General features: G+C 71.9%; 19 protein-coding genes and 1 pseudogene. 8 read left to right on the forward strand and 12 right to left on the reverse strand.

The genetic code is table 11. The features are described 5' to 3' along the window. The 8 genes from IE97_RS0122270 to IE97_RS0122305 form a co-directional block, all read right to left on the reverse strand. On the reverse strand, window positions 1-1,386 hold the full coding sequence (locus tag IE97_RS0122270; protein ID WP_030243408.1) for an FAD-binding oxidoreductase: 1,386 nt from the start codon (window positions 1,384-1,386) through the stop codon (window positions 1-3). Continuing rightward, complete coding sequence (locus IE97_RS0122275; RefSeq protein WP_234331850.1) at window positions 1,383-1,940, reverse strand: acyl-CoA dehydrogenase family protein; 558 nt, start codon at window positions 1,938-1,940, stop codon at window positions 1,383-1,385. Before IE97_RS0122275 ends, IE97_RS0122270 begins: the two co-directional genes overlap by 4 nt. Continuing rightward, window positions 1,937-3,040, reverse strand: a complete 1,104-nt coding sequence (locus tag IE97_RS0122280) for an LLM class flavin-dependent oxidoreductase (protein ID WP_030243412.1) — start codon at window positions 3,038-3,040, stop codon at window positions 1,937-1,939. The genes IE97_RS0122275 and IE97_RS0122280 overlap by 4 nt, the downstream gene beginning before the upstream one ends. 9 nt (window positions 3,041-3,049) lie before the next feature. Next, the gene (locus IE97_RS0122285) at window positions 3,050-4,042 is read right to left on the reverse strand and encodes an ABC transporter substrate-binding protein (RefSeq protein WP_030243414.1); all 993 of its coding nucleotides are present in this window, start codon (window positions 4,040-4,042) and stop codon (window positions 3,050-3,052) included. A gap of 92 nt (window positions 4,043-4,134) precedes the next feature. After that, entirely contained in the window at window positions 4,135-4,860 is a 726-nt protein-coding gene (locus IE97_RS0122290) for an ABC transporter ATP-binding protein (RefSeq protein WP_037844641.1), read from the reverse strand. Between the two features lie 5 nt (window positions 4,861-4,865). After that, complete coding sequence (locus tag IE97_RS0122295) at window positions 4,866-5,753, reverse strand: ABC transporter permease (RefSeq protein ID WP_030243420.1); 888 nt, start codon at window positions 5,751-5,753, stop codon at window positions 4,866-4,868. Between the two features lie 49 nt (window positions 5,754-5,802). After that, entirely contained in the window at window positions 5,803-6,654 is an 852-nt protein-coding gene (locus IE97_RS0122300; RefSeq protein ID WP_030243423.1) for a sulfurtransferase, read from the reverse strand. After that, the gene (locus tag IE97_RS0122305) at window positions 6,651-7,400 is read right to left on the reverse strand and encodes an alpha/beta hydrolase (protein WP_030243425.1); all 750 of its coding nucleotides are present in this window, start codon (window positions 7,398-7,400) and stop codon (window positions 6,651-6,653) included. Before IE97_RS0122305 ends, IE97_RS0122300 begins: the two co-directional genes overlap by 4 nt. A 424-nt stretch (window positions 7,401-7,824) precedes the next feature. On the opposite strand from IE97_RS0122305, the gene IE97_RS0122310 reads away from it, so the two are divergent. From IE97_RS0122310 to IE97_RS38615, 3 genes and pseudogenes are all read left to right on the forward strand, one after another. Further along, window positions 7,825-8,706, forward strand: coding sequence for a LysR family transcriptional regulator (locus IE97_RS0122310; protein WP_037844623.1), 882 nt, complete (start codon window positions 7,825-7,827; stop codon window positions 8,704-8,706). Window positions 8,707-9,105: 399 nt separating this feature from the next. Next, a complete protein-coding gene (locus IE97_RS0122320; RefSeq protein WP_037844626.1) occupies window positions 9,106-9,981 on the forward strand; it encodes a glutathione S-transferase C-terminal domain-containing protein in 876 nt (291 codons plus the stop codon). Window positions 9,982-10,013: 32 nt separating this feature from the next. Next, a pseudogene (locus tag IE97_RS38615) lies at window positions 10,014-10,882 on the forward strand (helix-turn-helix domain-containing protein). A gap of 144 nt (window positions 10,883-11,026) precedes the next feature. On the opposite strand, the gene IE97_RS40645 reads toward IE97_RS38615, so the two are convergent. Beyond that, entirely contained in the window at window positions 11,027-11,191 is a 165-nt protein-coding gene (locus tag IE97_RS40645; protein ID WP_234331851.1) for a hypothetical protein, read from the reverse strand. 190 nt (window positions 11,192-11,381) lie between these two features. After that, complete coding sequence (locus IE97_RS0122335; protein ID WP_030243432.1) at window positions 11,382-12,536, reverse strand: substrate-binding domain-containing protein; 1,155 nt, start codon at window positions 12,534-12,536, stop codon at window positions 11,382-11,384. 472 nt (window positions 12,537-13,008) lie between these two features. On the opposite strand from IE97_RS0122335, the gene IE97_RS0122340 reads away from it, so the two are divergent. From IE97_RS0122340 to IE97_RS0122355, 4 genes are read left to right on the forward strand one after another with little or no spacing between them, the layout of a single operon-like run. Continuing rightward, entirely contained in the window at window positions 13,009-15,522 is a 2,514-nt protein-coding gene (locus IE97_RS0122340) for an ATP-binding protein (protein ID WP_420706125.1), read from the forward strand. Further along, window positions 15,503-15,979 carry a roadblock/LC7 domain-containing protein gene (locus IE97_RS0122345; RefSeq protein WP_030243437.1) on the forward strand — a complete coding sequence of 159 codons (477 nt, stop codon included), beginning with the start codon at window positions 15,503-15,505 and terminating at the stop codon, window positions 15,977-15,979. The genes IE97_RS0122340 and IE97_RS0122345 overlap by 20 nt, the downstream gene beginning before the upstream one ends. Window positions 15,980-16,028: 49 nt before the next feature. Next, window positions 16,029-16,472 (forward strand): DUF742 domain-containing protein, encoded by a 444-nt coding sequence (locus IE97_RS0122350; protein ID WP_030243439.1) that lies wholly within the window; start codon window positions 16,029-16,031, stop codon window positions 16,470-16,472. After that, window positions 16,420-17,034, forward strand: coding sequence for a GTP-binding protein (locus tag IE97_RS0122355; RefSeq protein WP_030243442.1), 615 nt, complete (start codon window positions 16,420-16,422; stop codon window positions 17,032-17,034). The genes IE97_RS0122350 and IE97_RS0122355 overlap by 53 nt, the downstream gene beginning before the upstream one ends. A gap of 231 nt (window positions 17,035-17,265) precedes the next feature. On the opposite strand, the gene IE97_RS0122360 is transcribed toward IE97_RS0122355, so the two are convergent. After that, entirely contained in the window at window positions 17,266-18,777 is a 1,512-nt protein-coding gene (locus IE97_RS0122360) for a glycoside hydrolase family 43 protein (RefSeq protein WP_030243444.1), read from the reverse strand. A 372-nt stretch (window positions 18,778-19,149) separates the two neighbouring features. After that, window positions 19,150-20,433 (reverse strand): MFS transporter, encoded by a 1,284-nt coding sequence (locus IE97_RS0122370; protein ID WP_030243447.1) that lies wholly within the window; start codon window positions 20,431-20,433, stop codon window positions 19,150-19,152. A 169-nt stretch (window positions 20,434-20,602) separates the two neighbouring features. Here IE97_RS0122370 and IE97_RS0122375 point away from each other — a divergent pair, with 169 nt between their 5' ends. Then, window positions 20,603-22,654 carry a phosphocholine-specific phospholipase C gene (locus IE97_RS0122375; RefSeq protein WP_030243449.1) on the forward strand — a complete coding sequence of 684 codons (2,052 nt, stop codon included), beginning with the start codon at window positions 20,603-20,605 and terminating at the stop codon, window positions 22,652-22,654. The last annotated feature ends 350 nt before the right edge of the window (window positions 22,655-23,004 follow it).

Consider the following 23,004-nt stretch of genomic DNA (forward strand, 5'->3'; position numbering starts at 1 on the left):
TCAGAGGACTTTGCCCGGGTTGAGGATGTGGTGCGGGTCGAAGGCCGCCTTGATGCGCTGCTGCAACCCGTGCTGCTCCGGGCCGAGTTCGTCCGCGAGCCACCGCCGCTTGAGGGTGCCCACGCCGTGCTCCCCGGTGAGAGTGCCGCCCAGGCGCAGTGCGGCGGTGAAGATGTCGCCCGCCGCCCGCCAGGCCGTGTCCGGAATGCCGGGCGCGTCGGGGTCCAGGACGAGGATGGGGTGGAGGTTGCCGTCCGCGGCGTGCGCGAAGGTGAAGATCCGTACGTCGTGGCGCTCGGCGGCCGCGTTGATCTCGCGGACGGCGTCGGCCAGCCGGTTACGGGGCACGGCGATGTCCTCGATCAGCACCCGACCCAGCCGCTCCAGGGCGGGCAGGGCGAGCCTGCGGGCCGTGAGCAGCCGGTCGGCCTCCGCCGGGTCTGCGGTGGTCTCCACCGATGTCGCGCGCCCGCGCAGCAGCCGTACCGCGAGTTCCGCCTCGGTCGCCGCCGCGCGTCCGTCGCACTGCAGAAGCAGCAACGCTCCACCACGGGCGCGCAGGTCCGTGCCCTGCGCGTCGTCCACGGCAGCGAGCACCGGCCCGTCCACCAGCTCCGCCATGGAAGGCTCCAGCCGGGCTGCGGTCAGCGCCGACACGGCCTCGGCACCTTCGGCGAAGGAGCCGAAGTACGCGGCCACGGTGGCCGTCGACTCCGGCAGCGGGCGCAGCCGCACAGTAGCGGCGGTGATCACGCCCAGGGTGCCCTCCGAGCCGGTGAACAGGGCGGTCAGGTCATAGCCCGTGACTCCCTTGACCGTACGTCGGCCGGTCCGGATCGGCGTGCCGTCCGCGAGGACCACGTCCAGTCCCAGCACGGCGTCCCGGGTCACCCCGTACTTGGCGCAGCGCAGCCCGCCCGCGTTGGTGGCGATGTTGCCGCCCACGGTGGAGATCGCCGCGCTGGCCGGATCGGGCGCGTAGCGCAGCCCGAACTCGCCCGCAGCGCGGTCCAGTTCGGCGGTGATGACGCCCGGTTCGACGACGGCGACCTGGTCGTGCGGGTCCAGCTCGAGGATCCGGTTCATCCGGGACAGGTCCAGCACGACCGTGCCCGTGCCGGCGTTCGCGCCGCCGGACAGTCCGGTCCCGGCCCCGCGGGGCACGACCGATACCCGCAGTGCGTGCGCATGCCGCAGCGTCGTCCGCACGTGCTCGGCGTCCGCCGCGCGCACGACGGCCAGGGGCTCGCCGCCCGGACGGCTGCCGGAACGGTCGGCGGCGTACGGGGCGGTGGCTTCGGGGCCGGTGATGAGCGTGTCACCCGGCAGGTCACGGCTCAGGGCGGTCAGCAGGTCCTCGTCAGTGCCGAGTCGACTGACGGTCATCCGGCGCCCTCCAGCGCACCGCTGCCGACGGCGAGCAGCGCCACGTCCTCCTGCGGGACGTGCACCGGGGCGCACTGGACGTCGCGGAAGTGGCGCTCCAGCGGGTTGTCACGGCTCAGCCCCGGATTGCCCGACAGCCGTACCGCAAGCCCAACGGCCTCGACGGCGTGCCGGTCGGACAGGATTCGGGCGCCCGAAGCCGGTTCGGGGGTGTACGTGCCGTCGGCCGTGTCCACCCGCTCGGCGCCGCCGAATACCAACTGTTCGGCCGAATCCAGCCGCAGGGCGATCTCACCGGCAGTCCGGCGGAAGCGTTCCGTACGGGCGACCGGGTGGCCGAGGTTGGCGGGGCTCCGTTCGTGCGCGAACCGGTGGAAGTACCGCTGGGCCGCGCGGGCCACGCCCAAGTGGGCCTCCTCCCGCTTCCAGCCCGTCGCGCCCACGCGCAGCGTGACGCTGTCGCCGCCGTCCCAGGCGCCAGCGCGGCCGCCGCATGCGCTGAGGACGCCGATGAGCAGCCCGGCGAGGGCGAGCGCAACCCCGGCCCGCCTCACGCGGCCGCTCCCGAGGCGGCGCGGTGCGCCAGCTCCTGGCGGACCAGCGGGAGGACGTGACGGGCGTAGTCGATCGCGTCGTTGAGCGGGTCGTACCCCCGGATGGACAGCAGCTCGCAGCCGATGTCGACGTAGTCGAGCAGCGCCTTGGCGACCGTCTCCGGGGAGCCGACCAGCGCTGTGGAGGCGCCGGCGGCGTTGGTGGCCGCGGCGGGCGCGGTCCACAGGCAGCGGTCGTGCACCTCACCGCGCCCGGCCACGGCCAGCAGTCGCTGGGAGCCGACGTTGGCCGGAGTGCCCTGGCCGAGCGCCGGGTAGTGGCGCTGCTGGGCGCGCTGCTCGTGGTTGGTCTTGATCGAGCCGAGGATGCGGTGGGCCTTCTCCCAGGCCAGCTCGTCGGTGGGCGCGATGATCGGGCGGAAGGAGACCCAGATGCGGGGGCGGGGCCGGCCGGCGGCGTCCGCGTACTTGTTGACCGCGGCGATCTGGTCGGTGGTCTCCTGCAACGGCTCGCCCCACAGCCCGAAGATGTCGCCCTGCTGCCCACCTACCCGGTAGGCGTCTTCGGAGGAGCCACCCACCGAGATGGGGATGGTGCCGTTGTAGGGCGTGACGTCGGAGCGGAAGCCCTCGAAGCGGTAGTAAGGGCCCTCGTGGGAGATCGGGCCGTCCGCCGCCCACACGTCACGCAGGATCCGGATGTACTCGTCCGAACGTGCGTACCGCTCGCCCTTGCTCAGATAGTCGCCCTCACGGCGCTGCTCCTCGTCGCTGCCACCGGAGATGATGTGCACCACCAGGCGCCCCTTGCTGATCCGGTCCAGGGTGGCCAGGGCGCGGGCCGCGTGGGTCGGGAAGACCACGCCGGGGCGATGGGCGAGGACGGGCTTGATGCGCTCGGTGTGGTTCGCGACGAACTGGGCCAGCTGGAGCGCGTCGGGCGAGGCGGAATGGTAGGTGACGAGGGTGTAGTCGAAGCCGCCGTCGTCCAGGGCGCGGGCGTAGCGGCGGGCGTAGTCGACGTCGATGCCGTTGCCCGCGGTGGGGTCGCCCTCGGTGGCGGGGTTGGGGTGGACGGCGCTGATGAACTCGACCGGCATGGCGGGGGCTCACTCCTTGACGAGGCTGGTGTCGACGTGGTCGGCGACGGTCGGATTCGGGGTGAGGACGCCGATGCCGTGCATGGTGTCGCCGACCTTCTGCACGGCGTCGACAACCTGCGAACTCACCGGCAGCAGGTCGCTGTTGGCCTGGCTGACCAGTGTCTTAGCGACCTCGGCGGAGGCGCCGTTGTTCTGCTGGATGACCTTGGCGTAGTCGTCCGGGTGTTTCCGCGACCAGGCCAGAGCCTTGTCCAGGCGGCGGAGGTAGTCGGCGATGGCCGCCTTCTTGCCCTGGTCGGCCAGCGCTTCCTCGGAGGCGCCGATGAAGCCGTAGCCGCTCACGCGCCCGTCGGCGCCGTTGACGAGGAGCCGGCCGCCCTGCTGCTCGGCGACCGCCTTGTAGACCCCGAAGGTGGCCCAGGCCTCGATCTTTCCGGAGGTGAACGCGGCCTGTGCGTCGGTCGGCAGCAGGTACTGCACCTTGACGTCGTCGTAGCTCAGCCCAGCCTGCTGAAGCACGTGTGCGAGCAGGTACTCGGCGATGGATCCCTTGGCCGAGGACACCACGACCTTCTTGCCCTTGAGGTCCTTGACGCCCCGCACCGAAGAGCCCTCCCGGACCACGATCCCGGTGTGCGTACCGTCGTTGCGCAGCGCGCCCACCGCCTTGACCGGCACACCGCCGGAGAGGGCCTGGAGCGTGGGCAGATCGGCGGCGTACGAGGTGTCCGCGGCGCCCCCCTGCACGGCCTGGAACAGCGGCGCCGCACCCTCGAACTCGGCCCACTTCACGTTGTACGACGTCCCCTTGAGGGCGCCGGAGGCGTTGAGCAAGGTCTGCAGGTTCTTCGCCTGGTCACCGATGGTGAGCGTCACACGCGACGAGCTCCCGTCGGAGGCGGCCTCGCTGTCGCCGCCGCAGGCGGTGGTGGCGAGCAGGGCGGTGAGGGAGAGCGCGGCGCCGAGGGCGCGCACCGCGCGGCCGGTCGTGCGTGTCATGAGGTTCCCGTCGTGCGTGCGGTTTCTGTGGTGGATGTCGTGCGTGCGAATGCTGTGGCCGTCGTTCATGCGGCTTCTGTGATGGCTGTCGTTCATGACCTGGCCTCTTGGAGATGTGCCGAGGCGTCCTCGACGCCGAGCCGGTGCAGCAGTTCGCCGCGCAGCCGTACGAAGTCGGGGGAGCCGAGGTCGCGCGGCCGCACCAGGCCGACGTCGGCCTCGTAGGCGATCCGCCCGCCGTCCATCACCAGGACCCGGTCGGCCAGCAGCAGCGCTTCCTCCACGTCGTGCGTGACCAGCAGGACCGAGCAGCCGTGCCGCCGCCACAGGTCTGCGACCAGGCGCTGCGCCTTGCCGCGGGTCAGGGCGTCGAGGGCGCCGAACGGCTCGTCGAGCAGCAGCAGTTCGGGCTCGCGCACCAGGGCACGGGCCAGCGAGACGCGCTGGGCCTGGCCGCCGGAGAGGGTCTTGGGCCACCGGCCCGCGTACTCCTCGATGCCCACTTCGGCCAGATACCGCTCGGCGAGCGCTCGGTCGGGGGAGCCCGGCAGTCCGAGCACGACGTTGCGCCACACGCGCAGCCAGGGCATCAGCCGCGGCGACTGGAAGGCCACCGAGCGGCGCTCCGGCACGGTCACCTCGCCCTCGGTCTCGCTGTCCAGCCCGGCGAGGATCTTCAGCAGCGTCGACTTGCCGCAGCCGCTGTGCCCGAGAAGGGCGACGAATTCGCCCTGGTGAAGGGTGAGATCCAGCCCGTCGATGACGGTCTTGTCGTCGAAGGCGCGGGTCAGTCCGCGGACCTCCACGTGCGCGGTCATCTCCGTCACGCCCCTTCCCCCTCGAACGAGGACCGCCAGGCCAGCAGCCGCCGCGACAACAGCCGTACGGCGAAGTCGCACAGCAACCCGAGCACCGCGTACACGGCGAGGCACAGCACGATGACGTCGGTCTGGAAGTACTGCTGGGCGTTGCTCATCAGGTAGCCGATGCCGGCGTCGGCGTTGACCTGCTCGGCGAAGACCAGCGCCAGCCAGGCGGTCGACAGGGCGTACCGCAGCCCCACCAGTGCTCCGGGCAGCGCGGACGGCAGGATCACGTGCCGGATCAGACCGAGGCGGCCGAGCCCCACCATCCGCCCCGCTTCGATGAGTTGTGCGTCGGCGGAGCGGATGCCGCCGTAGATGTTGAAGTACAGCGGGTACGTCACACCGAGCGCGACCAGCGCGATCTTCGGAGTCTCGTCGATGCCGAACCAGACGATGAACAGCGGGATCAGCCCCACCCAGGGGATGGCCCGGAACATGCCCATCGACGCGTCGATCACGTCCTCGCCCAGCCGGAACAGCCCAGCGGTGAGCGACAGCGCGAGGGCGACGGCCGCACCGATGAGGAAGCCGATCGCGGCGCGGCGGCCGGACGCGCCGATGGCCTGGGGCAGTTCACCGGTCTGTGTGAGGTCGACGGCCCGTCGGACGACATCGACGGGGGAGGCGAGGACGGACTCGGGCAGCACACCGGTGGTGCTCGTGAGGAACCACACCGCCAGCAGTCCGACCGGCCCGGCGGCTCGGCGGACGCTGCGCGGCACGCGGAGGCCGGCGCGTTTGCGCGGCCGGGGAAGGGCGGCCGTCTTCGCCGCGTTAGGTGCCGGGGGCGCGGTCGTGCGCGTCGGCGGGGACGTTCCGGAGACGGTTGTGTTCGGGGAGGACATCAGGGCCTCTCGTCGGGAAGGGGGCGGCGGGGGAGCCTGCGGTCAGGGGTCAGTACGGCGGTTCGCCCAGCACCGCTGGGCGGTGGGGGTCGGCGGACCAGGCCGACCAGGAACCCGGGTACAGCGCGGCGGGGATGCCGGCGTGGGCGAGAGCCGCGATCTGATGGGCGGCCGTGACGCCGGACCCGCAGTACACCCCCACCTCGGTCGCGTCATCGGCACCCAGTGCCGTGAACCGCACGGCGAGCTCCTCCACATCGCGGAAGGTCCCGTCGGGGTTGAGGTTGTCACCGGTCGGGGCGGACAGCGCACCGGGAATGTGCCCGGCACGCGGGTCGACCGACTCGCTCTCGCCCCGGTACCGCTCGGCGGCCCGAGCGTCCAACAGCACGCCGTCACGGGCGACTTCGGCCGCCGCGTCTGGGTCCAGTACCGGCAGCCGTCCCGGGGTGAGCACGATGTCGCCCGGAGTGGGCGCTTCGGGCTCCCCGGCCTCCGTGGGCAGTCCGGCCACGCGCCAGGCGCCCAGCGCACCGTCCAGCAGGGTGACGTGTTCGACTCCGGCCCAGCGCAGCAGCCACCAGGCGCGGGCGGCGGCGGTGTTGCCGCTGTCGTCGTACACGACCACCGGGCGGCCGGCGGTGAGGCCCCAGCCGCGTACCCGCGCTTGCAGGTCCGCGGGGTCGGGGAGGGGATGGCGGCCGCCCTCGGGCGTGGGCGCGGCGGCGAGCTCGGTGTCGAGATCGACGTAGAGGGCCCCGGGGATGTGCTCCTTGAGGTAGTGCTCGCGGCCGTGCGGGTCGCCGAGCCGCCACCGCACGTCGAGGACGAGAGGGCTCGGTTCACCGCTGTGCAGCAGGGAGTGCAGCTCGGCCACGTCGGTCAGCACCGGGGCGGTCATGCCAGGTCCTCCCGTACGGCGAGGTCCTCGCGTACGGCAATGGGCGCGAGGTCCGGGGAGAGCCGCAGCCGCTCCAGGAACAGCACGATCGTGGCGGCGGCCGTGCGGTGGGTGAGGTCGTTGAGGGCGTCGTGCCGGGTGCCGGCCAGGCTCACCAGCTCCACACCGGGCAGGGCACGGTAGGCGCGGTGGGCCTCCGGGAGCGGGCTGATGCTGTCGTCGGCGCCGTGCAGCGCGAGGACGGGGACGGAGATGCCGTCCAGGGCGGGCAGTTCGGCAGGGGCCGGGGCTGTGAGTGCGCCGCGCCGGAACGAGACATCGGAGGTGACTCGGCCCCGGTGTGTGGGGCAGGCGGTGCGCTGGTCGAGTTCGGCCTCCCAGTCGGTCGTCGCCCCGAGCGCGTACGGTGCGGTGGGCAGGCCCGCGAGGATCAGTGCGTCCAGGCCGGGTGTGCCATGTGCGGCGAGCGACGCCGCGTACAGGGCGCCGGTATCGGACCCGACCAGTACCCGGGGGCCCGGCAACGTCTCGTCGCGCAGCAGCTTGGCGGCCTCATCGGTGACCGTTGCCGGGTCCGGGGAGGGATCCGTCAGGGCCCGTACGCGGTAGCCGTCGGCTGCGACGCGGCGGCCGAACCGCTCGTACACGCCGCCGTGTTCGCCGCGGCCGGGGAGGACGACCAGGGTGCCGCGCGGGGCGATCCCCTCTGGTTCGTCCCAGGCGTGGACAGGCTGAGGAGAGCTCATGGTGACTCGATTCATCGGAGGGCTCAGGAGGTTGAACGGGTCGCACCTGTGCCGTTGCGGGGGCGAGAACGGGACGCGCACATGCGTCGTGGGCCCGCACGGCCGCCGGGCGTGCGGGGATCAGCTGGACGGGTTCCGGCTCAGCGGAGCACGGCGCGTGAGCGGATCAGCGACAGCGCATCGTGACGGCGCGGCCGAGGTCGACCACCCGCCGCCGCGTCAGCCGGGTGCCCGCACCGCAGCACACCGCCGACCCGACGGCCGTCGGCCGGGGTCCAGTGCTGTGGGGGCGCGGCCCGCAGGCCGACGCGTTGGCTGTACGCGGCATGCGCCCAGCATGCAGGAGGCGAAAGCCGTACGTCCAACGACGATTCGCCATCAAAACCGATCACGATCCTTAATCAATTAGTGCTAGCCTGCGCCCATGCGACCGGTCCTGGACATCGTGGCGCTGCGCAGCCTGATCGCCGTCGCCGACTACGGCGGCTTCCACCGAGCCGCCGGCGCGCTCGCGCTCAGCCAGTCCGCGGTCAGCCAGCACGTGCGGCGGCTGGAGAGGACGCTGGGCGGCCCCGTCGTGGAACGCGACGGCCGCAAGACCCGGTTCACGGCCCACGGCGCCCAACTGCTTCAGGAGGCACGGCTGATCGTCGCGGCGCACGACGCGGCCGTACGCAGGCTCCTGAGTGACGACGGCCCGGAAGCCGCCACCGTCGTCATCGGCGCCACCGAGCACGGCGCCGACCAGATCCTCCCGGTGCTCACCGAGGCGGTACGGGAGGTGCGCCCGGGTGCCGAGGTGCGGGTGCGGATCGACCGCTCGGCGCGGCTGACGGACGCGGTCGACCGCGGCGAGCTCGACCTGGCCGTCTACGTCACCGAGGCGACCGCAGCGGCGGGGAACCCCGTGGGCGGACTGCCGCTGCGCTGGTACGCAGCCCCCGGCTGGAAGCCGCCCGCTGCCCCCGCCCCCTTGCCGCTGGTCGCCATCAACGAACCGTGCGTCATCCGCCGCCGCGCCCTCACCGCGCTGGCCGCCGACCACACCCCGGCCACTGTCGTCGCCGAGGCCGGGTATCTCGCGGGCGTCCTGGATGCGGCCCGTGCCGGACTGGGCGCTGCGCTGCTCGCCGTGCCCGGCGGCCAGCACCCCGAGGGACTGACGACGGTCGAGGGCTTGCCCACCGCCTTTCCGGTACGGCTCAGCGCGCGCCCTCGGCATGGAGCGGATCCCTCTGTGACCGGCGCCGCCGTCGAGGCGGTCCGCGCGCTGCTCGCGGCCGGCGAGAACGGCCGCGTGGCCTGACCGCCCCGGCGGTCCAGGGGCCCGCTCACGTGGTGAGACGTCCTGGTGCCGGTCGAACGGCCCCCTTGACGCGGCTTGGACGCAGCCTGACACTCCACTACAGGAATCCTAGTGAACTGGTAGGGGATCATGGGCTGTGCCGCGCTGGACCTCGGTAGCGACGCTGTCCGTGTCGCCGTCCGGCCGCTGCCCCTGCTGACGTCCCGCCGCCACATCGATCTGCTCCGTGTGTGCAGTGCGGCAAGTTCCCTCCACGAGGGCGGCCCGACCCCCGGTTACGCCGCCTGACCTTCGCGCCACGAGTACCGCGTCCCGGCCCGTGCCGAAGCCGCCACGTGCCGTCGCCTCCGTATGCCCGTAGGCCCGTATGCCTGTGATCGAGCACCCCCAGGGAGACGCATGTCCGCCACATCCCCGACAGCCGTGCCGTCCTTCCGGAGCAGGATCGGCCGCGACGCGCGCAGCGGCTACCACGCCGTACCGCACCGCTACCGGCTTCACCTGTCACTGTCTTGTCCGCGCTGTCTGCAGATCGCCGTCACGCACAGCCTGCTCGGTCTCGGCGGTACCCTCCCGGTGACCCTGCTGCCCGCCGTACCCGACGCACCCGGCGGCGGACACCGGGTCCTGCGCCCGCTGTACGAGGCCAGTTCACACCAGTACCCGGGTCCGGCCGTGGCGCCGGTCCTCAGTGACCACTGGACCGGGCGGATCGTCAGCACCCACACTCCCGACATCCTGCGGGACATGACCCGGCAGTTCGGCGGTCATGGCCCCGAACTCCAGCCGTGCGGTGCCGAGGAGGCGATCGAGGCCGTGGGCCGGCTCTGCGAGCAGGGCATCACCTGGGCGGCCCAGCGCGCCGGGCAGTCCGGTGGCGACCCGTCGGCACGCGACACCGCGCTGGCCACCCTGCTGCGGGCGCTGGACGTGCTGGAGTGGCGGCTCGCCTCCCGGGAGCACGTGCTGGACGGCGAACGCACCCTCGCCGATGTGCAGTTGTGGGTGACGCTGGTGCAGCTGGACACCGTGCACCGCCACCACCTGGACGCCGCCGCGGTTGACCGGATCACCGACCATCCCCGTCTGTGGGCGTACGCACGACGGCTGGCGGCACATCCCGCCTTCGGCTCTCACCTCGACCTGGACGGCATCGCCCGCCGGCATCACGCCCACTGCCGGGGTACTGAGGCCGCCGGCGCGGCGGTACGGATCGTGGACTGGGCGGCGTACGCACGACGGGAGGCATCGGAGCCGGTGCGCCAGTCCGGCTGACCGGGAGGCGGGGCGGACGCGCAGCCTCCGCGATCGGCGGCGGCATCTCCAGCCTGCCCTGTGCCTACACTCCGGAGCAGGCCGGGCTGCCCAGTGGCAGCCGCCGCCGTGTGCCCGGGCTGCGCCGCGAGGAGGTCGCCGTCCTCGCCGGTGTGAGCACCGAGTGGTACACCCGGCTGGAGAAGGGTCACATCAGCGGCGTCTCCGAGGACGTCCTCGCCGCGGTGGCCCGCGCCCTGCACCTGGACGACGACGAACGCACCTACCTGTTCGGCCTCGCCAAGGCCGCCCAGCCGAGCCCGGCGTCCCGGCGCCGCCGCAAGGCCGTCGATGTCCCGCCACGCGTCCAGTGGCTGCTCGACTCCATGACCCTGTCCGCCGCCTGCGTCACCAACGGCCGCCTCGACGTCGTGGCCACCAACAGGCTCGCCCGCGCCCATGTTCGGCAGTCCCGTCGTCAGCGCGCGTGGCCGCCCCAACTTCGCCCGGTACTGGTTCCTCGACGACGACTCCCACGACTTCGCCTACGACTGGGACAGAGCCGCCACCATGACCGCCGCACTCCTGAGCGCCGAAGCCGGCCGCTACACGGACGACAAGGCCCTGCGCGATCTCATCGGCGAACTGTCCACCCTCAGCCCCGAGTTCCGTACCCGGTGGGCCACCCACGACGTGCACATCCACCACGGCGGCGTCAAACGCTTCCACCATCCCGAGGCCGGCCCTCTGGAACTGACCTACCAGCCGTTGGATCTTCCCCCTCTCCGGCAACGAAGCGCACTCCCTGACCGTCTACACCGCCGAACCGGGGTCCGCCTCCGAGGAAGCGCTGCGCCTGCTCGCCTCCTGGACGGCCACCCAGGACACCGGCTCCTTCCCCCGGGATCCGCCGCACGGCTGACCACCCACCGGTGCGGACCTGCCCCGCACAGGGCCGGGGGGTGCGGACCCGGGTTCCTCGCCCGGACCGGCTCCCCCCCCCGCCCGATCGGACCGGCGGCAGCGTCGCCCCGGCGTGGCCTCTGGTCCGTCGGCCCGCCGGCGTTCAGAGACTGAAGAGGCGCTCGGCCTGGTCGCGGCCGGTGGTGTGCAGCTCCCAGTAGACGGGGGAGAGGCCCATCGCCCAGTTGCGCAGCGCCGCGGCGGCGGCGTTGACGTTGGCGACCCGCGGGTCGGGGACGATGGAGCCCGCCCCGGTGGTGTAGAGCACCGTGCAGGCGCGCGGTGACGGCCGCGGAGGTGGCCGGCGCTTCGGCACGAGGGTGGTGCCCGTGGCCGACGGAGCCCGAGGTGTGCAGGTGCCCCACGATGAGGAGCGTGCCGCCGGGGGCCACCCATCCGGCGATGCGGTCGTAGAACTCCAGCTGGGGCATCGCCGGGTGGCGTAGTGGGTCTGCCTCCTACTTCTTCCAGATCGTGCGGTAGGCCTCGCGGTAGCCCTCGGAGTCCCAGGACAGTGCGCCGCCGCTGGTGGCGGCCGTGGTGACGTGGACGGGGGCGACGTACCCGCTGGCCGGCTTGCCGGCGAAGGAACGATTGAACTCGTCGATGATCTGCCAGCCCTGTTCGGACAGCGGTTCCGGCACGGTGGCGGCCTGGAACTCCTTGCCGTTGATGCGCTGGAAGGCCGAGGGGTCGCCGTCACCGGCCCCGATGTTGAACGGGGCGCCGTCGCCCTGCCTGCCTGCGGCACGCAGGGCGGGTCCCGCGTGGTCGAAGTACAGGTCGTTGATGGCGGCGGAATGGGTCCACCTCTCACCGAAGCGGGAGGCCAGGGAGGAGACCCTCCGAATGGTGAGGCTGCCCGCCTGCGGGATGGGGACGTTCTCGTAGCTCAGCAGCTTGACGCCGGAACAGGTGGCGAGTTCCTTCTTGATCAGATCCGACTTGCGCTTGGCGAAGGGGATCGAGGCGTCGGTGAACAGGACAACGCCCGCGCGGCCGCCCGACCGGGCGATGATCCAGTCGCCGCTGATCTTCGCGACCTCTTCGACCCTGGTGGTGATGTTGCTGAACAGCTTCGGGTTCTCGCTGGGGCCGGGAGCCCCGACGGCGTGCCAGCCGATCAGCGGTATGCCCTCCGCGTTCGCCTGCTCGACCTGTGCGGCGGCGGAGGCGGGATCGAAGCCGCTGACGACGATGCCGTCGGGTTTGAGGGCCAGGGCCTCGGTGAAGGCGGACTTGATTCCGGCGGACGTGCCCTGGCCGTTGAGGGTGCGCACGCGCCAGCCGATGACGCCGGCGGCTTCCTGGACGCCCTTGGCGACGCCCGCCACGCCGGGGTTGGTCAGGGTCTGGGCGATGTAGACGATCGTCTTGTCGGGGACGGCCCGGGGCCCGCTGGTCGGTCCGGACCAGGGGGCGTTGACGTCCTCGGCCTTCTTGACGGCCCGCTGGGCCTCGGCGAGTGCGGTGGGGCAGCCGGGGCCGGAGGAGCCGCTGCGGGAGGCGGAGGGTCCGGCGGTGGTCGAACCGCTCTCGCAGCCGGCGAGGGTGAGGGTGGCCGAGGCCAGGAAAGCGGTGGCCGTTACGGCCGCCTTGCGGGTGGGGTGCACGGGATCTCCCAAGGAACACGGTGCGAGAGGGGGCGGGGCTGGGGGAGAGGCGGAGCGTGGGGTCGGCGACGGTTCCCGCGCGTGGCCCTGGCGTGAGGATCAGGCCCGCGACGGGCGGAGAAACCCGCGAGGCCGGCGGGCGGTGATGCCCGGCAGTGGCTCGGATGGCTCGGGGCGGCGGCGCACGCCCGAGCCGAGGGGCGCCTTGCGGTGCGACGCGCGCCTCATCGGGCGAAGCGTCGCACTCGGGAGATACTTCGCAAACATTCCGTCATTGACTTTTTATGACCCAAACTTTGTCATGTCATGATAAAAGATGTACTCTCGCCCAGCTGGTTCCAGACACCCGGCGCGATCTCTTTCCTATCAGCGATGAAGGCTGTGAAAGTGTCACGTCCGGTGCCGGCTCGTCGGCGGTCCGTGGTCACATCACCTCCGTCCCCGCTCAGCCACACGTTCGAAGGAGGCTCGGGTGTCCGCCACCACAGGGAACCCGCCGCACGCACCGGGCCCGCCCAGGGATGCCCGCCGGACTCCCCGTTCGCGCCGCGGGGCGGTGACCGTCCTCGACCGGTGGCCCTTCCGGCGCAAGCTCAACGTCCTGGTGATCGCGCCCGTCGCGGTCGTCGGCGTACTGCTCGGCGTCGGCGCTTACGGCCAGGTGCAGCAGGCCCGGGACGCGGGCCGGATGGCGGACCTGGTGCGCGACAGTGAACAGGTCGCGCGGCTCATCAACGACGTACAGGCCGAACACCGGCAGGCGCTCCTGCTGTCCGTGCAGTACGACTCGGCCCGCCCCGGAGCCCCGCTGCCGCCGACCACCGACTACCGCCGGGCGCAGCGGAACACCGACGCGCAGGTCGCCGCAGTGCGTTCGGCGTTCGCTTCCGGCCTGCCGCCCGAGGAGGCGCAGGCGCTCGACTACATCCGCGGCCTCGGTGTGCTGCGCGAGAAGCTCGAACGGGCCTACGTCCCCGCCGCCAACATCGACCCCGCGTACGCCTCCGCCGTCGAGTACCTGATCGACGGCATCGGCCTGGGTCATCACTCCGGCACCTCGTCGTCCTCGGTCGTGACACTCCTGGACACGGTGCTGCGCGCCGACGCCTCCCACGCGGCCTTCGAGAGCGCCGTGTTCTCCGCCCAGACCAGGGACGCCAACGCGCTCACGGAGTACAGCCGGGCGGTCGGCGCCCGCAAGCTCCACGACCACCAGGTGAACCGGTTCGAACGCATCGCCACACCGGCGCAGGCCCTGCGCATGGACGGCATCCGGCGCAGTGCCGAACGGTACGGTCTCGAAGCCCGGTTCGCGGAGCTGCAGATCGACCCCGCGGCCCTGCAGGGCCAGACGCCGACGCAGCTCCGCAAGGCGATCGACGACGGGAGCCGGCAGTCCGAAGTCCGGCTCGGCATCACCAGGTCGCTGATCGAGCAGACCGCCGCCCGGGCCGACGCCGCCTCGGCCGACGCCCTGCGCAACGCCCTGTACCTGCTCGCTCTGACCCTGCTCGGCTTCGCCGCCTGGCTGACCTTCTGTGTCCTGATCCGGCGTTCGGTCGTGCGGCCCCTGGCGGCCCTGACCCGTTCCGCCCAGGAGGTGGTCGACGTGGCGGGCGAGGAACTCGCCCGGGTCTCCGACGACGAGTCCGCCGACAGCACCCCGCTGCGGCCGAGGTCGATCCCGGTCCCGGTCCGCGACGAGATCGGCGAACTGGCCGAGGCGTTCAACCAGGTTCAGGTCACCGCCGCCCAGCTGCTGGAGCGGCAGGTGCTCAGCCGGCGCAACGTCGCCGAGATGTTCGGCAACGTCGGCCGGCGGGTGAGCAACCTGACAACGCGTCAGTTGATGCTGATCGACGCCGTCGAACGGGAGGAGACCGACCCCGAACTGCTTGAACGGCTGTACAGCATCGATCACATAGCCGTACGTCTCCAGCGCAACGCCGACAGCCTGATGCTGCTCGCCGGAATCCGGGAGACCGGCGTCGAGGCCCGGCCCACCCCCCTGGCGAACGTCATCAGGGCGTCGCTCGGCCAGATCGAGGGGTACCAGCGGGTGTCTCTGCGGCCCGAGACGGAGGAGGTCACCGTCGCGCCCGACATCGTCGGCGACCTGACCCTGATGCTGGCCGAACTGCTGGAGAACGCGGTCGCGTTCTCACCCTCCCACGCGCCCGTCGAGGTGGTCGTCCGCCCCGGGACCGACGTCACCGAGGAGGGCGGGGCGCTGATCGAGGTCATCGACCACGGCCTCGGCATGAGTGCGGAGCGCCTCGCCGAGGAGAACACCCGGCTCGTGCGACGGGAACGGCTCGACCTCGTGCCGACCAGGGTGCTCGGCCTCTTCGCGGTCGGCAGTCTCGCCCGGCGGTGGGGTGTGCGGGTGACGCTGAGCCGTACGCCGGGCGGCGGGGTCACCGCGACCGTCTGGATCCCCGCCTCACTCCTGCTGACCACGAGTCCCGAGGAACCCGAGCAGCCCGTGGAGACGGGTCCCATCGGATCCGTGGCGGCGTTGCCGCTGAGGACCGGGCAGCAGAACACCGGGCCCGCGCCGTCGCCCGTAGTGGTCTCCGCCGCCGGTGCCCCCGAGCGGTCGGCCGCCCCGTCGTCGCGCGACGCGCTTCCCCGGCGCCTCCCGGCGCGCACCGGCGCGGGACCGGCCCCCGCGCAACGGACCGCCGAGGACGCCGGCGGGGAGCGGACGGCCCCCTCGGGCGAACAGCGTGCCGCCGAGGACTCACGGCCGCTGCGGCGGCGGGTACGGGGCGCGACACTCGCCATGACCTCTCCGCGGGCGGGCCGGGAGGAGCCGACGGTGCGGCAGCCCGCCGACGCCGAGGCCGTCCGCTCGGAGCTCGACGAGTTCGAGGCGGCCGTACGCAGGGCGGAGCAGGACAGCGCTCACGCCCGCACGAAACCAGCACCATCGCACCACCAGCAATCCCAGAAGGAGTCCGGCAGTGACCACGTCGACAGCTGACAGCAGTTCCGAGCGGCCGGAACCCACCGATCTGCGAGCCGCTGCGGCCGATTTCACCTGGCTGCTCGACCGGTTCGCCAGGGAGACCGCCGGGGTCGTCGACGCCATCGCCGTGTCGTCCGACGGCCTGCTGATCGCCGTCTCCCAACTGCGTGAGCACGCGGACTCCGAGCGGCTCGCCGCGATCGTGTCCGGTCTGACGAGTCTCGCCGCGGGCGCCTCTGGCAACTACGGGCTCGGCGGCCTCAACAAGGTCATCCTCGATCTGGAGGGTGGCCATGTGCTGGTATCGGCCATCGGCTGCGGCGCCGTCCTGGGAGTGGTGACCTCCAAGGAGGCGAAGCTGGGCAACATCGCCTACGAGATGACCCTCTTCGCCAACCGGGCCGGGGCCGCGCTCACGCCCCAGTTGGTGCTGGAGCTGAAGAACAATGTCGGCGCGGCCCCGGGCGGCTGACCGTCCCCCGGTCGAGGCACGGGTACAGGCACTTCGGAAAGGGATCGTGATGGCTGTGGGCGGACCACCACACGACGCGGCGGGGCACCCCGGCGGCTCGCCGGATCCGGCCGTCGGCCGCGCCCCCGCGATCCGGCCGTTCCTGCTGACCGCGGGCCGGGTGTCGGGGGGCGGCACGGTGTTGCCGATTCCCGTCGAGACCCAAGTCGTGTCGACCTCGGCCGGGCTCTCCGCCCTGCACTCGCTCACCTTCGAGCACCACGACATCGTCGCGGCCTGCCGGCAGCCGCAGTCGGTGGCGGAACTGGCCGCCGCGCTGCGACTGCATCTCAACGTGGTCCGGGTGCTGGCCGAGGACCTGCGTGCCGCAGGGCATCTGGCGGTCCACCGGCCGAACGCCGGGACCGCCCAGGATCTCTCCGTACTGCGAAGGGTTATCGATGGTCTTCGTGCCGTCCCCGACTCACGGGGGACACTCCGTGACACCAGCTGAACAGCCGCCGACGCCGGTCAAACTGGTCATCGCCGGCGGCTTCGGCGTCGGTAAGACCACGACCGTGGGCTCGATCTCCGAGATCCGGCCGCTCACCACGGAGGCCGCGATCACCGAGGTCGCGGCAGGAGTGGACGACCTCACCCACACCCCGGGCAAGACCACCACCACGGTCGCCATGGACTTCGGCTGCATCACCATCGACCCGACGCTCAAGCTGTACCTGTTCGGTACCCCGGGCCAGGACCGGTTCGGCTTCATGTGGGACGACCTGGTCGAGGGAGCCCTCGGCGGCCTGGTGATCGTGGACACCCGCCGACTCGACGACTGCTACGCGGCGGTGGACTACTTCGAGCACAAGGACGTCCCCTTCGCGGTCGCCGTCAACGCCTTCGACGGGGAGGTCGAGCACGACCTCGACGAGGTGCGGTGGGCACTGGACATCGCCGAGCATGTTCCGCTGATCGTCTTCGACGCGCGGAAGACGGGCTCGGTCCGCGATGCCTTGCTGGTCGTACTGGAAGTCGCCCTGGCTCGCGCGGAAGCCGCCGTGGCGCCCTGAACGTGAACGCCGCCACCGTTCGGGCCCGTGGAACAGGGCGGTGCTTCGGGGGTCCGTCAGGCGCCGGATCGGGCGACCGGGGGACTGTGCTGCTGTCCGCCCGCAGGCGCCTGCGCAGAGCGTGCAGGGCGTCCCTCACCGGCCACGGTGGCGTCCGAGGACCGGGCGGCGACAACTCACTTGCCGCCGCCCGGCCCGTCCGCCGTGGGAGTCCACGCAGACGCGTGCGGTTCAGCGCGGGAGGGGCTCGTGGTCGAACCAGTCGAAGTGAACGGTGCCTGCCGCGGCGTAGAGACCGATGACGCGACCGGTGAAGCCGCCGGCGACCTCGGTCGACAGATAGCGGCCGTCGAGCGTCGCCAGCACGGTGAAGGTGCCGTCGGACTCCTCGACGCCGAAGGAGATGACGTCGGGCCCGGTTCCGGGTCCGTGCGGAGGCGGCGGGTCCGTGATCGTGAGGCCGAGGACCACGGGCCCGGCGGGCACGGAGCGTTCGGCCACGACCGTGCCCAGGGAGCCCACGCGTGCGATCACCCGCACTTCCGTGCCGGACGCCTCGAGCGTGTAGTGGTGGCGCTCGTCGAGCCGGACGGCGAGTCCGCCGCGTCCTTCCGAGGGATCGACGAGCGTGCCGGCCCGGCAGGTGAGATGTTGCTGGCGGCGGCCGGTGAACACGACGTCGGGTTCGTCCAGGGAACTGCCCCGTGCACGGAGCGTCAGCCAGCCGGGGCGCTCCTTGGTGGTGCAGTGCTCGACAGGCCGGTCCCGGAGGGAGATCCAGGCCGGCCCGAGTTCGCTGAGGTCGAAGTCGTCGCGTCGTTGCTCGGCGGGGGCGGGGGAGAGCGGCCACGGGAGAGTGGCCGGGTCGGGGGCGACCTCTCCGACGACCGGCCAGTCGTCCACCCAGGTCACGGGGGCCAGGAAGGTCTCCCGGCCGAGCACGTGCCAGCCGGGGGTGCCGCCTCGTGGTCGTACGCCGAGCAGGACCATCCACCAGGAGCCGTCCGGGCCTTGGACCAGGTCGGCGTGGCCGGTGTTCTGCACGGGGTGGTCGGTGCTCCGGTGGGAGAGGATCGGATTGGCCGGGCACGGCTCGAACGGGCCGCTGGGCGTGCGGCCGCGAGCGATCGACACGCCGTGGCCGCGTTCGGTGCCGCCCTCGGCGATGAGCAGGTACCAGTAGGCGCCGATCCGGTAGAGGTGCGGCGCCTCCGGGGCTTTGGCGCCGGGAGTGCCGGACCACAGCTTGTGCGGTGTTCCGTACGTCTGTCCGGTGGACGGGTCGATACGGACCTGCGACACGCCGGCGACGGTGCACCAGCAGGTGCCGTTCTCGTCCCAGGCCAGGTCGGGATCGATGCCGGGCACGCCCGGCGCCGGGACGGGATCCGACCACGGTCCGGCGGGGTCGGTCGCCGTGACGATCAGGTTGCCGCCGCCCACCCTCACATTGGTGACGATCAGCCAGAACCGGCCGTCGTGATGGCGCAGGGTGGGGGCGTAGACACCGCCGGAGGACGGCATGCCGGCCGGCAGACGCAACTGCTCCGGCCGGTCCAGGGCGTTGCCGACCTGCGTCCAGTTCACCAGGTCACGGCTGTGGAAGAGCGGTACGCCGGGGAAGTACTCGAAGCTGGAGCAGGCGAGGTAGTAGTCCTCGCCGACCCGGCAGACGCTGGGGTCGGGGTGGAAGCCGGGGATCACGGGGGTGGCCACGTGGGCGGTCCGGTGCTGAAGGGGCACCCCTTCTGTCCTTTCGTCGAATTGAGCCGCCGGACGGCAGCTCAGGGAGTCATGGCCTGCCCGGTACCGCGCGGCGGCGGGCGGCGGTTCGTGCGCGAGTGCACGGCTGAGCAGGTCGTGAGCGGGGTCCCGCAGAGGCACGGCGTCGGCGCCGTGGTCGATCAGGACGTTCGGCGGCGGCCCTTCCCTGAGGAGAGCTGAGTGTCGAAGCGCTTCACTCCGCAAGTGAAGGTAACGGACGCGTTTCTCGCGGAACAAGAGGCGTGGCAGCCGGAAACTTTCGCTGCTCGCGTCGTTGGCAGACCGTCAGAACGCCACACCGTCGATACGCTTCGACACTCGGGTGTGCTCGTCCATTTCCGGCGCGCCCGCTCACCGCCGCAGCGGTGCGTGAGCCGTTTCCGGCAGGCGCAGATACACGATCGACGACAGCAGACAGAGCACCGCCACGTACCACGGGAACAGACCCGAGTGCCCCAGCTCCTTGAACAGGGTGCCGACGTACGGAGCCGTGCCGCCGAACAGCGCGACCGTCAGCGAGTACGGGAAGCCGATGCCGGCCGCGCGGACCCGGGGCGGGAAGACCTCCGCGTTCACGGCCGCGCTGATCGAGGTGAAGCCCGTCAGCAGCACCATGCCCGCGCAACTCACGAGCAACAGCACGGCGAACGAGTCGCGCAGGGTGTGCAGCAGGGGCACCGTGAGCAGGGCGAAGCCCAGGCCGAAGAAGAGGAGCAGGGGGCGGCGGCCGAAGCGGTCCGAGAGCAGGCCGCCGAGCGGCTGCAGCAGGGCGAAGAAGGCCAGTGAGATCGTGCCCGCGAGCAGCGCGTCCGACTTCTCGATGCCCGCGTTGAGTTCGGCGTACGTCGGCAGGTACGACGTCCACGTGTAGTACGCGATGGTGCCGCCCGCCGTGATGCCGCAGATGAGGAGCGACTCGCGCGGATGCCGGCGCAGCGCCTCGAACAGGCCCGGGCGCGGTGCCTGCCGCTGCTCCGCGCTGCGGGTCTCCTGCGCGCCCTGCCGGATCCAGAAGCCGACCAGGCTCAGCACGGCCCCGAGCACGAACGGGACCCGCCAGCCCCAGCCGTTCATCTGCCCGTCGCTCAGGGTGTCCACCAGCAGGGTCGCTGTGCCGGAGGCGACGAGCTGCCCCACGGTCGTCGACACGTACTGGAAGCTGGAGAACAACCCGCGCCGGCCGGGGCCCGCCGACTCGACCAGGAACGTCGTCGAGGCCGCGAACTCGCCGCCCACGGACAGGCCCTGCAGCAGTCGCGCGAGGACGAGGATCACCGGCGCGAGCACACCCACCGCCGCGTAGGTGGGGGTCAGCCCGACCAGCAGGCTGCTGCCGCCCATCAACAGGATGGTGACGGTCAGCGCGGCCCGCCGCCCGTGCCGGTCCGCGACCGCGCCCATCAGCAGCCCGCCCACCGGCCGCATGAAGAAGCCCACCGCGAACACCGCGAACGTCGACAGCAGCGGCACCAGCGAGTTGTCCGCGCTCTTCGGGAAGACCTGGTCGGCGATGTAGGTGGCCAGAAACGTGTAGGCGTACCAGTCGTACCACTCCACCGCGTTGCCCACCGAGGCGGCGAGGAGCTGGCGAACGGGCCGTTTCGTCGGCGGGGAGGCCGTCTGCGTCTCTGTCACGCCCCTCACCCTCCCCTGTCGCGGCCCGGGCACACCTGCCGTACCGGCGACTTTCACATGAGTGTCACGCGCCCCTTCCTTGACGTTTGGTGTCCCTGAAACACTCCTTCCGCGCAGATTCCGTCATCTTCCGGCCATCCCGCACCTCACGATGAGAGGTCTGTCCTTCATGTCCGAAGTCAACCGGCGCCGCTTCCTCAAACTCGCGGGCGCCACCACGGCCTTCAGCGCGCTGTCCGCCAGCATCCAGCGCGCGGCCGCGCTTCCGGCGAACCACCGCACGGGGTCGATCGAGGACGTCGAGCACATCGTCGTCCTCATGCAGGAGAACCGTTCCTTCGACCACTACTTCGGCACCCTGAGAGGCGTCCGCGGCTTCGGCGATCCCCGCCCGGTCACCCTCGACAACGGCAAACCGGTCTGGCACCAGGAGAAGGACGGCAAGGAGATCCTGCCGTTCCACCCGGACGCCGACGACCTCGGCATGCAGTTCCTGGAGGGGCTGCCGCACTCCTGGCCCGACGGCCACCAGGCCTACAACGGCGGCAAGTACGACAAGTGGGTGCCCGCCAAGGGCACGACCACCATGGCCTACCTGACGCGCGAGGACATTCCCTTCCACTACGCCCTCGCCGACGCCTTCACCGTCTGCGACGCCTACCACTGCTCGTTCATCGGCTCCACGGACCCCAACCGCTACTACATGTGGTCCGGATACACCGGCAACGACGGCACCGGCGGCGGCCCCGTCCTCGGCAACGACGAACTCGGTTACGGCTGGACGACCTACCCCGAGCGCCTGGAGCGGGCCGGCGTCTCCTGGAAGATCTACCAGGACATCGGCGACGGCCTCGACGCGAAGGGCTCCTGGGGCTGGATCGAGGACGCCTACCGCGGCAACTACGGCGACAACTCCCTGCTCTACTTCAACAAGTACCGCGACGCCCAGCCAGGAGACCCCTGGTACGACAAGGCCCGCACCGGCACGAACGTCAAGGCCGGAGACGGCTACTTCGACCTGCTGCGCGCCGACGTCAAGGCGGGCAAGCTCCCGCAGATCTCCTGGATCGCCGCCCCCGAGGCCTTCTCCGAGCACTCCAACTGGCCCTCCAACTACGGCGCCTGGTACATCGCCCAGGTCCTGGACGCCCTCACCTCCAACCCGGAGGTCTGGTCGAAGACCGCCCTGTTCATCACCTACGACGAGAACGACGGCTTCTTCGACCACGTCGTACCGCCGCTGCCGCCGAAGGACGCCTCCCGCGGCCGGTCCACCGTCGACGTCTCCCTCGACCTCTTCCCCGGCGACAGCAAGAACACGGCCGGCCCGTACGGCCTCGGCCCGCGCGTGCCGATGCTGGTCGTCTCGCCGTGGAGCAAGGGCGGCTACGTCTGCTCCGAGACCCTCGACCACACCTCGATCCTGCGGTTCATGGAACGCCGCTTCGGCGTGCGCGAGACCAACATCTCGCCGTGGCGCCGGGCCGTCTGCGGTGACCTGACGGCCGCGTTCGACTTCTCCCGCAGGGACACGCGCCCGGCGCCGCTGCCCGGCACCGACGAGTACGAGCCGCAGGACCGCGAGCGCCACCCCGACTACAAGCCGACTCCGCCCACCGACCCGCGCATGCCCCGGCAGGAACCCGGCCTGCGCCGCTCCCGGCCGCTGAAGTACGCCCCGCACGTGGACGCCTCGGTCGACGCGGCGGCCGGGAAACTCACGCTCACCTTCGCCTCCGGGCCGAAGGCGGGCGGTGCCTTCCACGTCACCTCCGGCAACCGCGCCGACGGCCCCTGGATGTACACCACCGAGGCCGGCAAGACCCTCTCCGACACCTGGAACTCGGCGTACTCGGCGGGCTCGTACGACCTGACCGTGCACGGCCCCAACGGCTTCGTGCGGATCTTCAAGGGTTCGAACAGGACGGCCGGCTGCGAGGTCACCGCACGTCACACCGGCGACGACATCGAGCTGGTCTTCACCCACAAGGGCTCCGGCACCGCGCGGCTGAAGCTCACCGACGGCTACGGCGGCCGGCCCTCGACCGTCACCGTCCGCCCGGGCGCCACCGTACGGCGCACCGTCGATCTCGCCGCCAGCCGCCGCTGGTACGACCTGACCGTCACGGCGGAGGGCGACAAGGCCTTCCTGCGGCGGTTCGCGGGCCATGTCGAGAACGGCCGGCCGGGGGTGAGCGACCCGGCGATCATCACCGGCTAGCGGTGGTCAGGTGCCCCGGATGGGTGCGGCCGGGGCACACAGGCCGGTTCGGCTGTTGCCGAGCCGAGCCGGGCTCTGGGGGCAGGAGGGCCGCCACCGGCTGGTCGTCGTTCACCGGTGCGTGTGCCGACGCGTCGGCGGGCTGTGAGCGGCTGAGCGGTACCACGCCCCAGGACGCCGGACCCGCCCCGGCGGGCGCGGCGGCACGCCCGCCGGGCCGTCCTGGAAACGTTCGCCCAGCAGCGGCATGCCGGTCACCGCGGCGGCCAGTCGCCTCCCGCTCCCCGGCGCGGGCACGCCGCGGCTGCTCGGCTGCGGCGCGCGGGCGGGGGCGCCCCATCCGGCCGACC

It is taken from the genome of Streptomyces sp. NRRL S-455 (assembly GCF_000717875.1).
Lineage (GTDB): Bacteria > Actinomycetota > Actinomycetes > Streptomycetales > Streptomycetaceae > Streptomyces.

Coding starts and splice junctions, on each gene's coding strand:
- IE97_RS0122290 (WP_037844641.1), bottom strand. CDS start 4,860: ATGACCGCGCACGTGGAGGTCCGCGGACTGACCCGCGCCTTCGACGAC.
- IE97_RS0122300 (WP_030243423.1), bottom strand. CDS start 6,654: ATGACCGCCCCGGTGCTGACCGACGTGGCCGAGCTGCACTCCCTGCTG.
- IE97_RS0122280 (WP_030243412.1), bottom strand. CDS start 3,040: ATGCCGGTCGAGTTCATCAGCGCCGTCCACCCCAACCCCGCCACCGAG.
- IE97_RS0122320 (WP_037844626.1), top strand. CDS start 9,106: ATGTCCGCCACATCCCCGACAGCCGTGCCGTCCTTCCGGAGCAGGATC.
- IE97_RS0122305 (WP_030243425.1), bottom strand. CDS start 7,400: ATGAGCTCTCCTCAGCCTGTCCACGCCTGGGACGAACCAGAGGGGATC.
- IE97_RS0122375 (WP_030243449.1), top strand. CDS start 20,603: ATGTCCGAAGTCAACCGGCGCCGCTTCCTCAAACTCGCGGGCGCCACC.
- IE97_RS0122355 (WP_030243442.1), top strand. CDS start 16,420: ATGGTCTTCGTGCCGTCCCCGACTCACGGGGGACACTCCGTGACACCA.
- IE97_RS0122310 (WP_037844623.1), top strand. CDS start 7,825: ATGCGACCGGTCCTGGACATCGTGGCGCTGCGCAGCCTGATCGCCGTC.
- IE97_RS0122270 (WP_030243408.1), bottom strand. CDS start 1,386: ATGACCGTCAGTCGACTCGGCACTGACGAGGACCTGCTGACCGCCCTG.
- IE97_RS0122285 (WP_030243414.1), bottom strand. CDS start 4,042: ATGACACGCACGACCGGCCGCGCGGTGCGCGCCCTCGGCGCCGCGCTC.
- IE97_RS0122295 (WP_030243420.1), bottom strand. CDS start 5,753: ATGTCCTCCCCGAACACAACCGTCTCCGGAACGTCCCCGCCGACGCGC.
- IE97_RS0122350 (WP_030243439.1), top strand. CDS start 16,029: ATGGCTGTGGGCGGACCACCACACGACGCGGCGGGGCACCCCGGCGGC.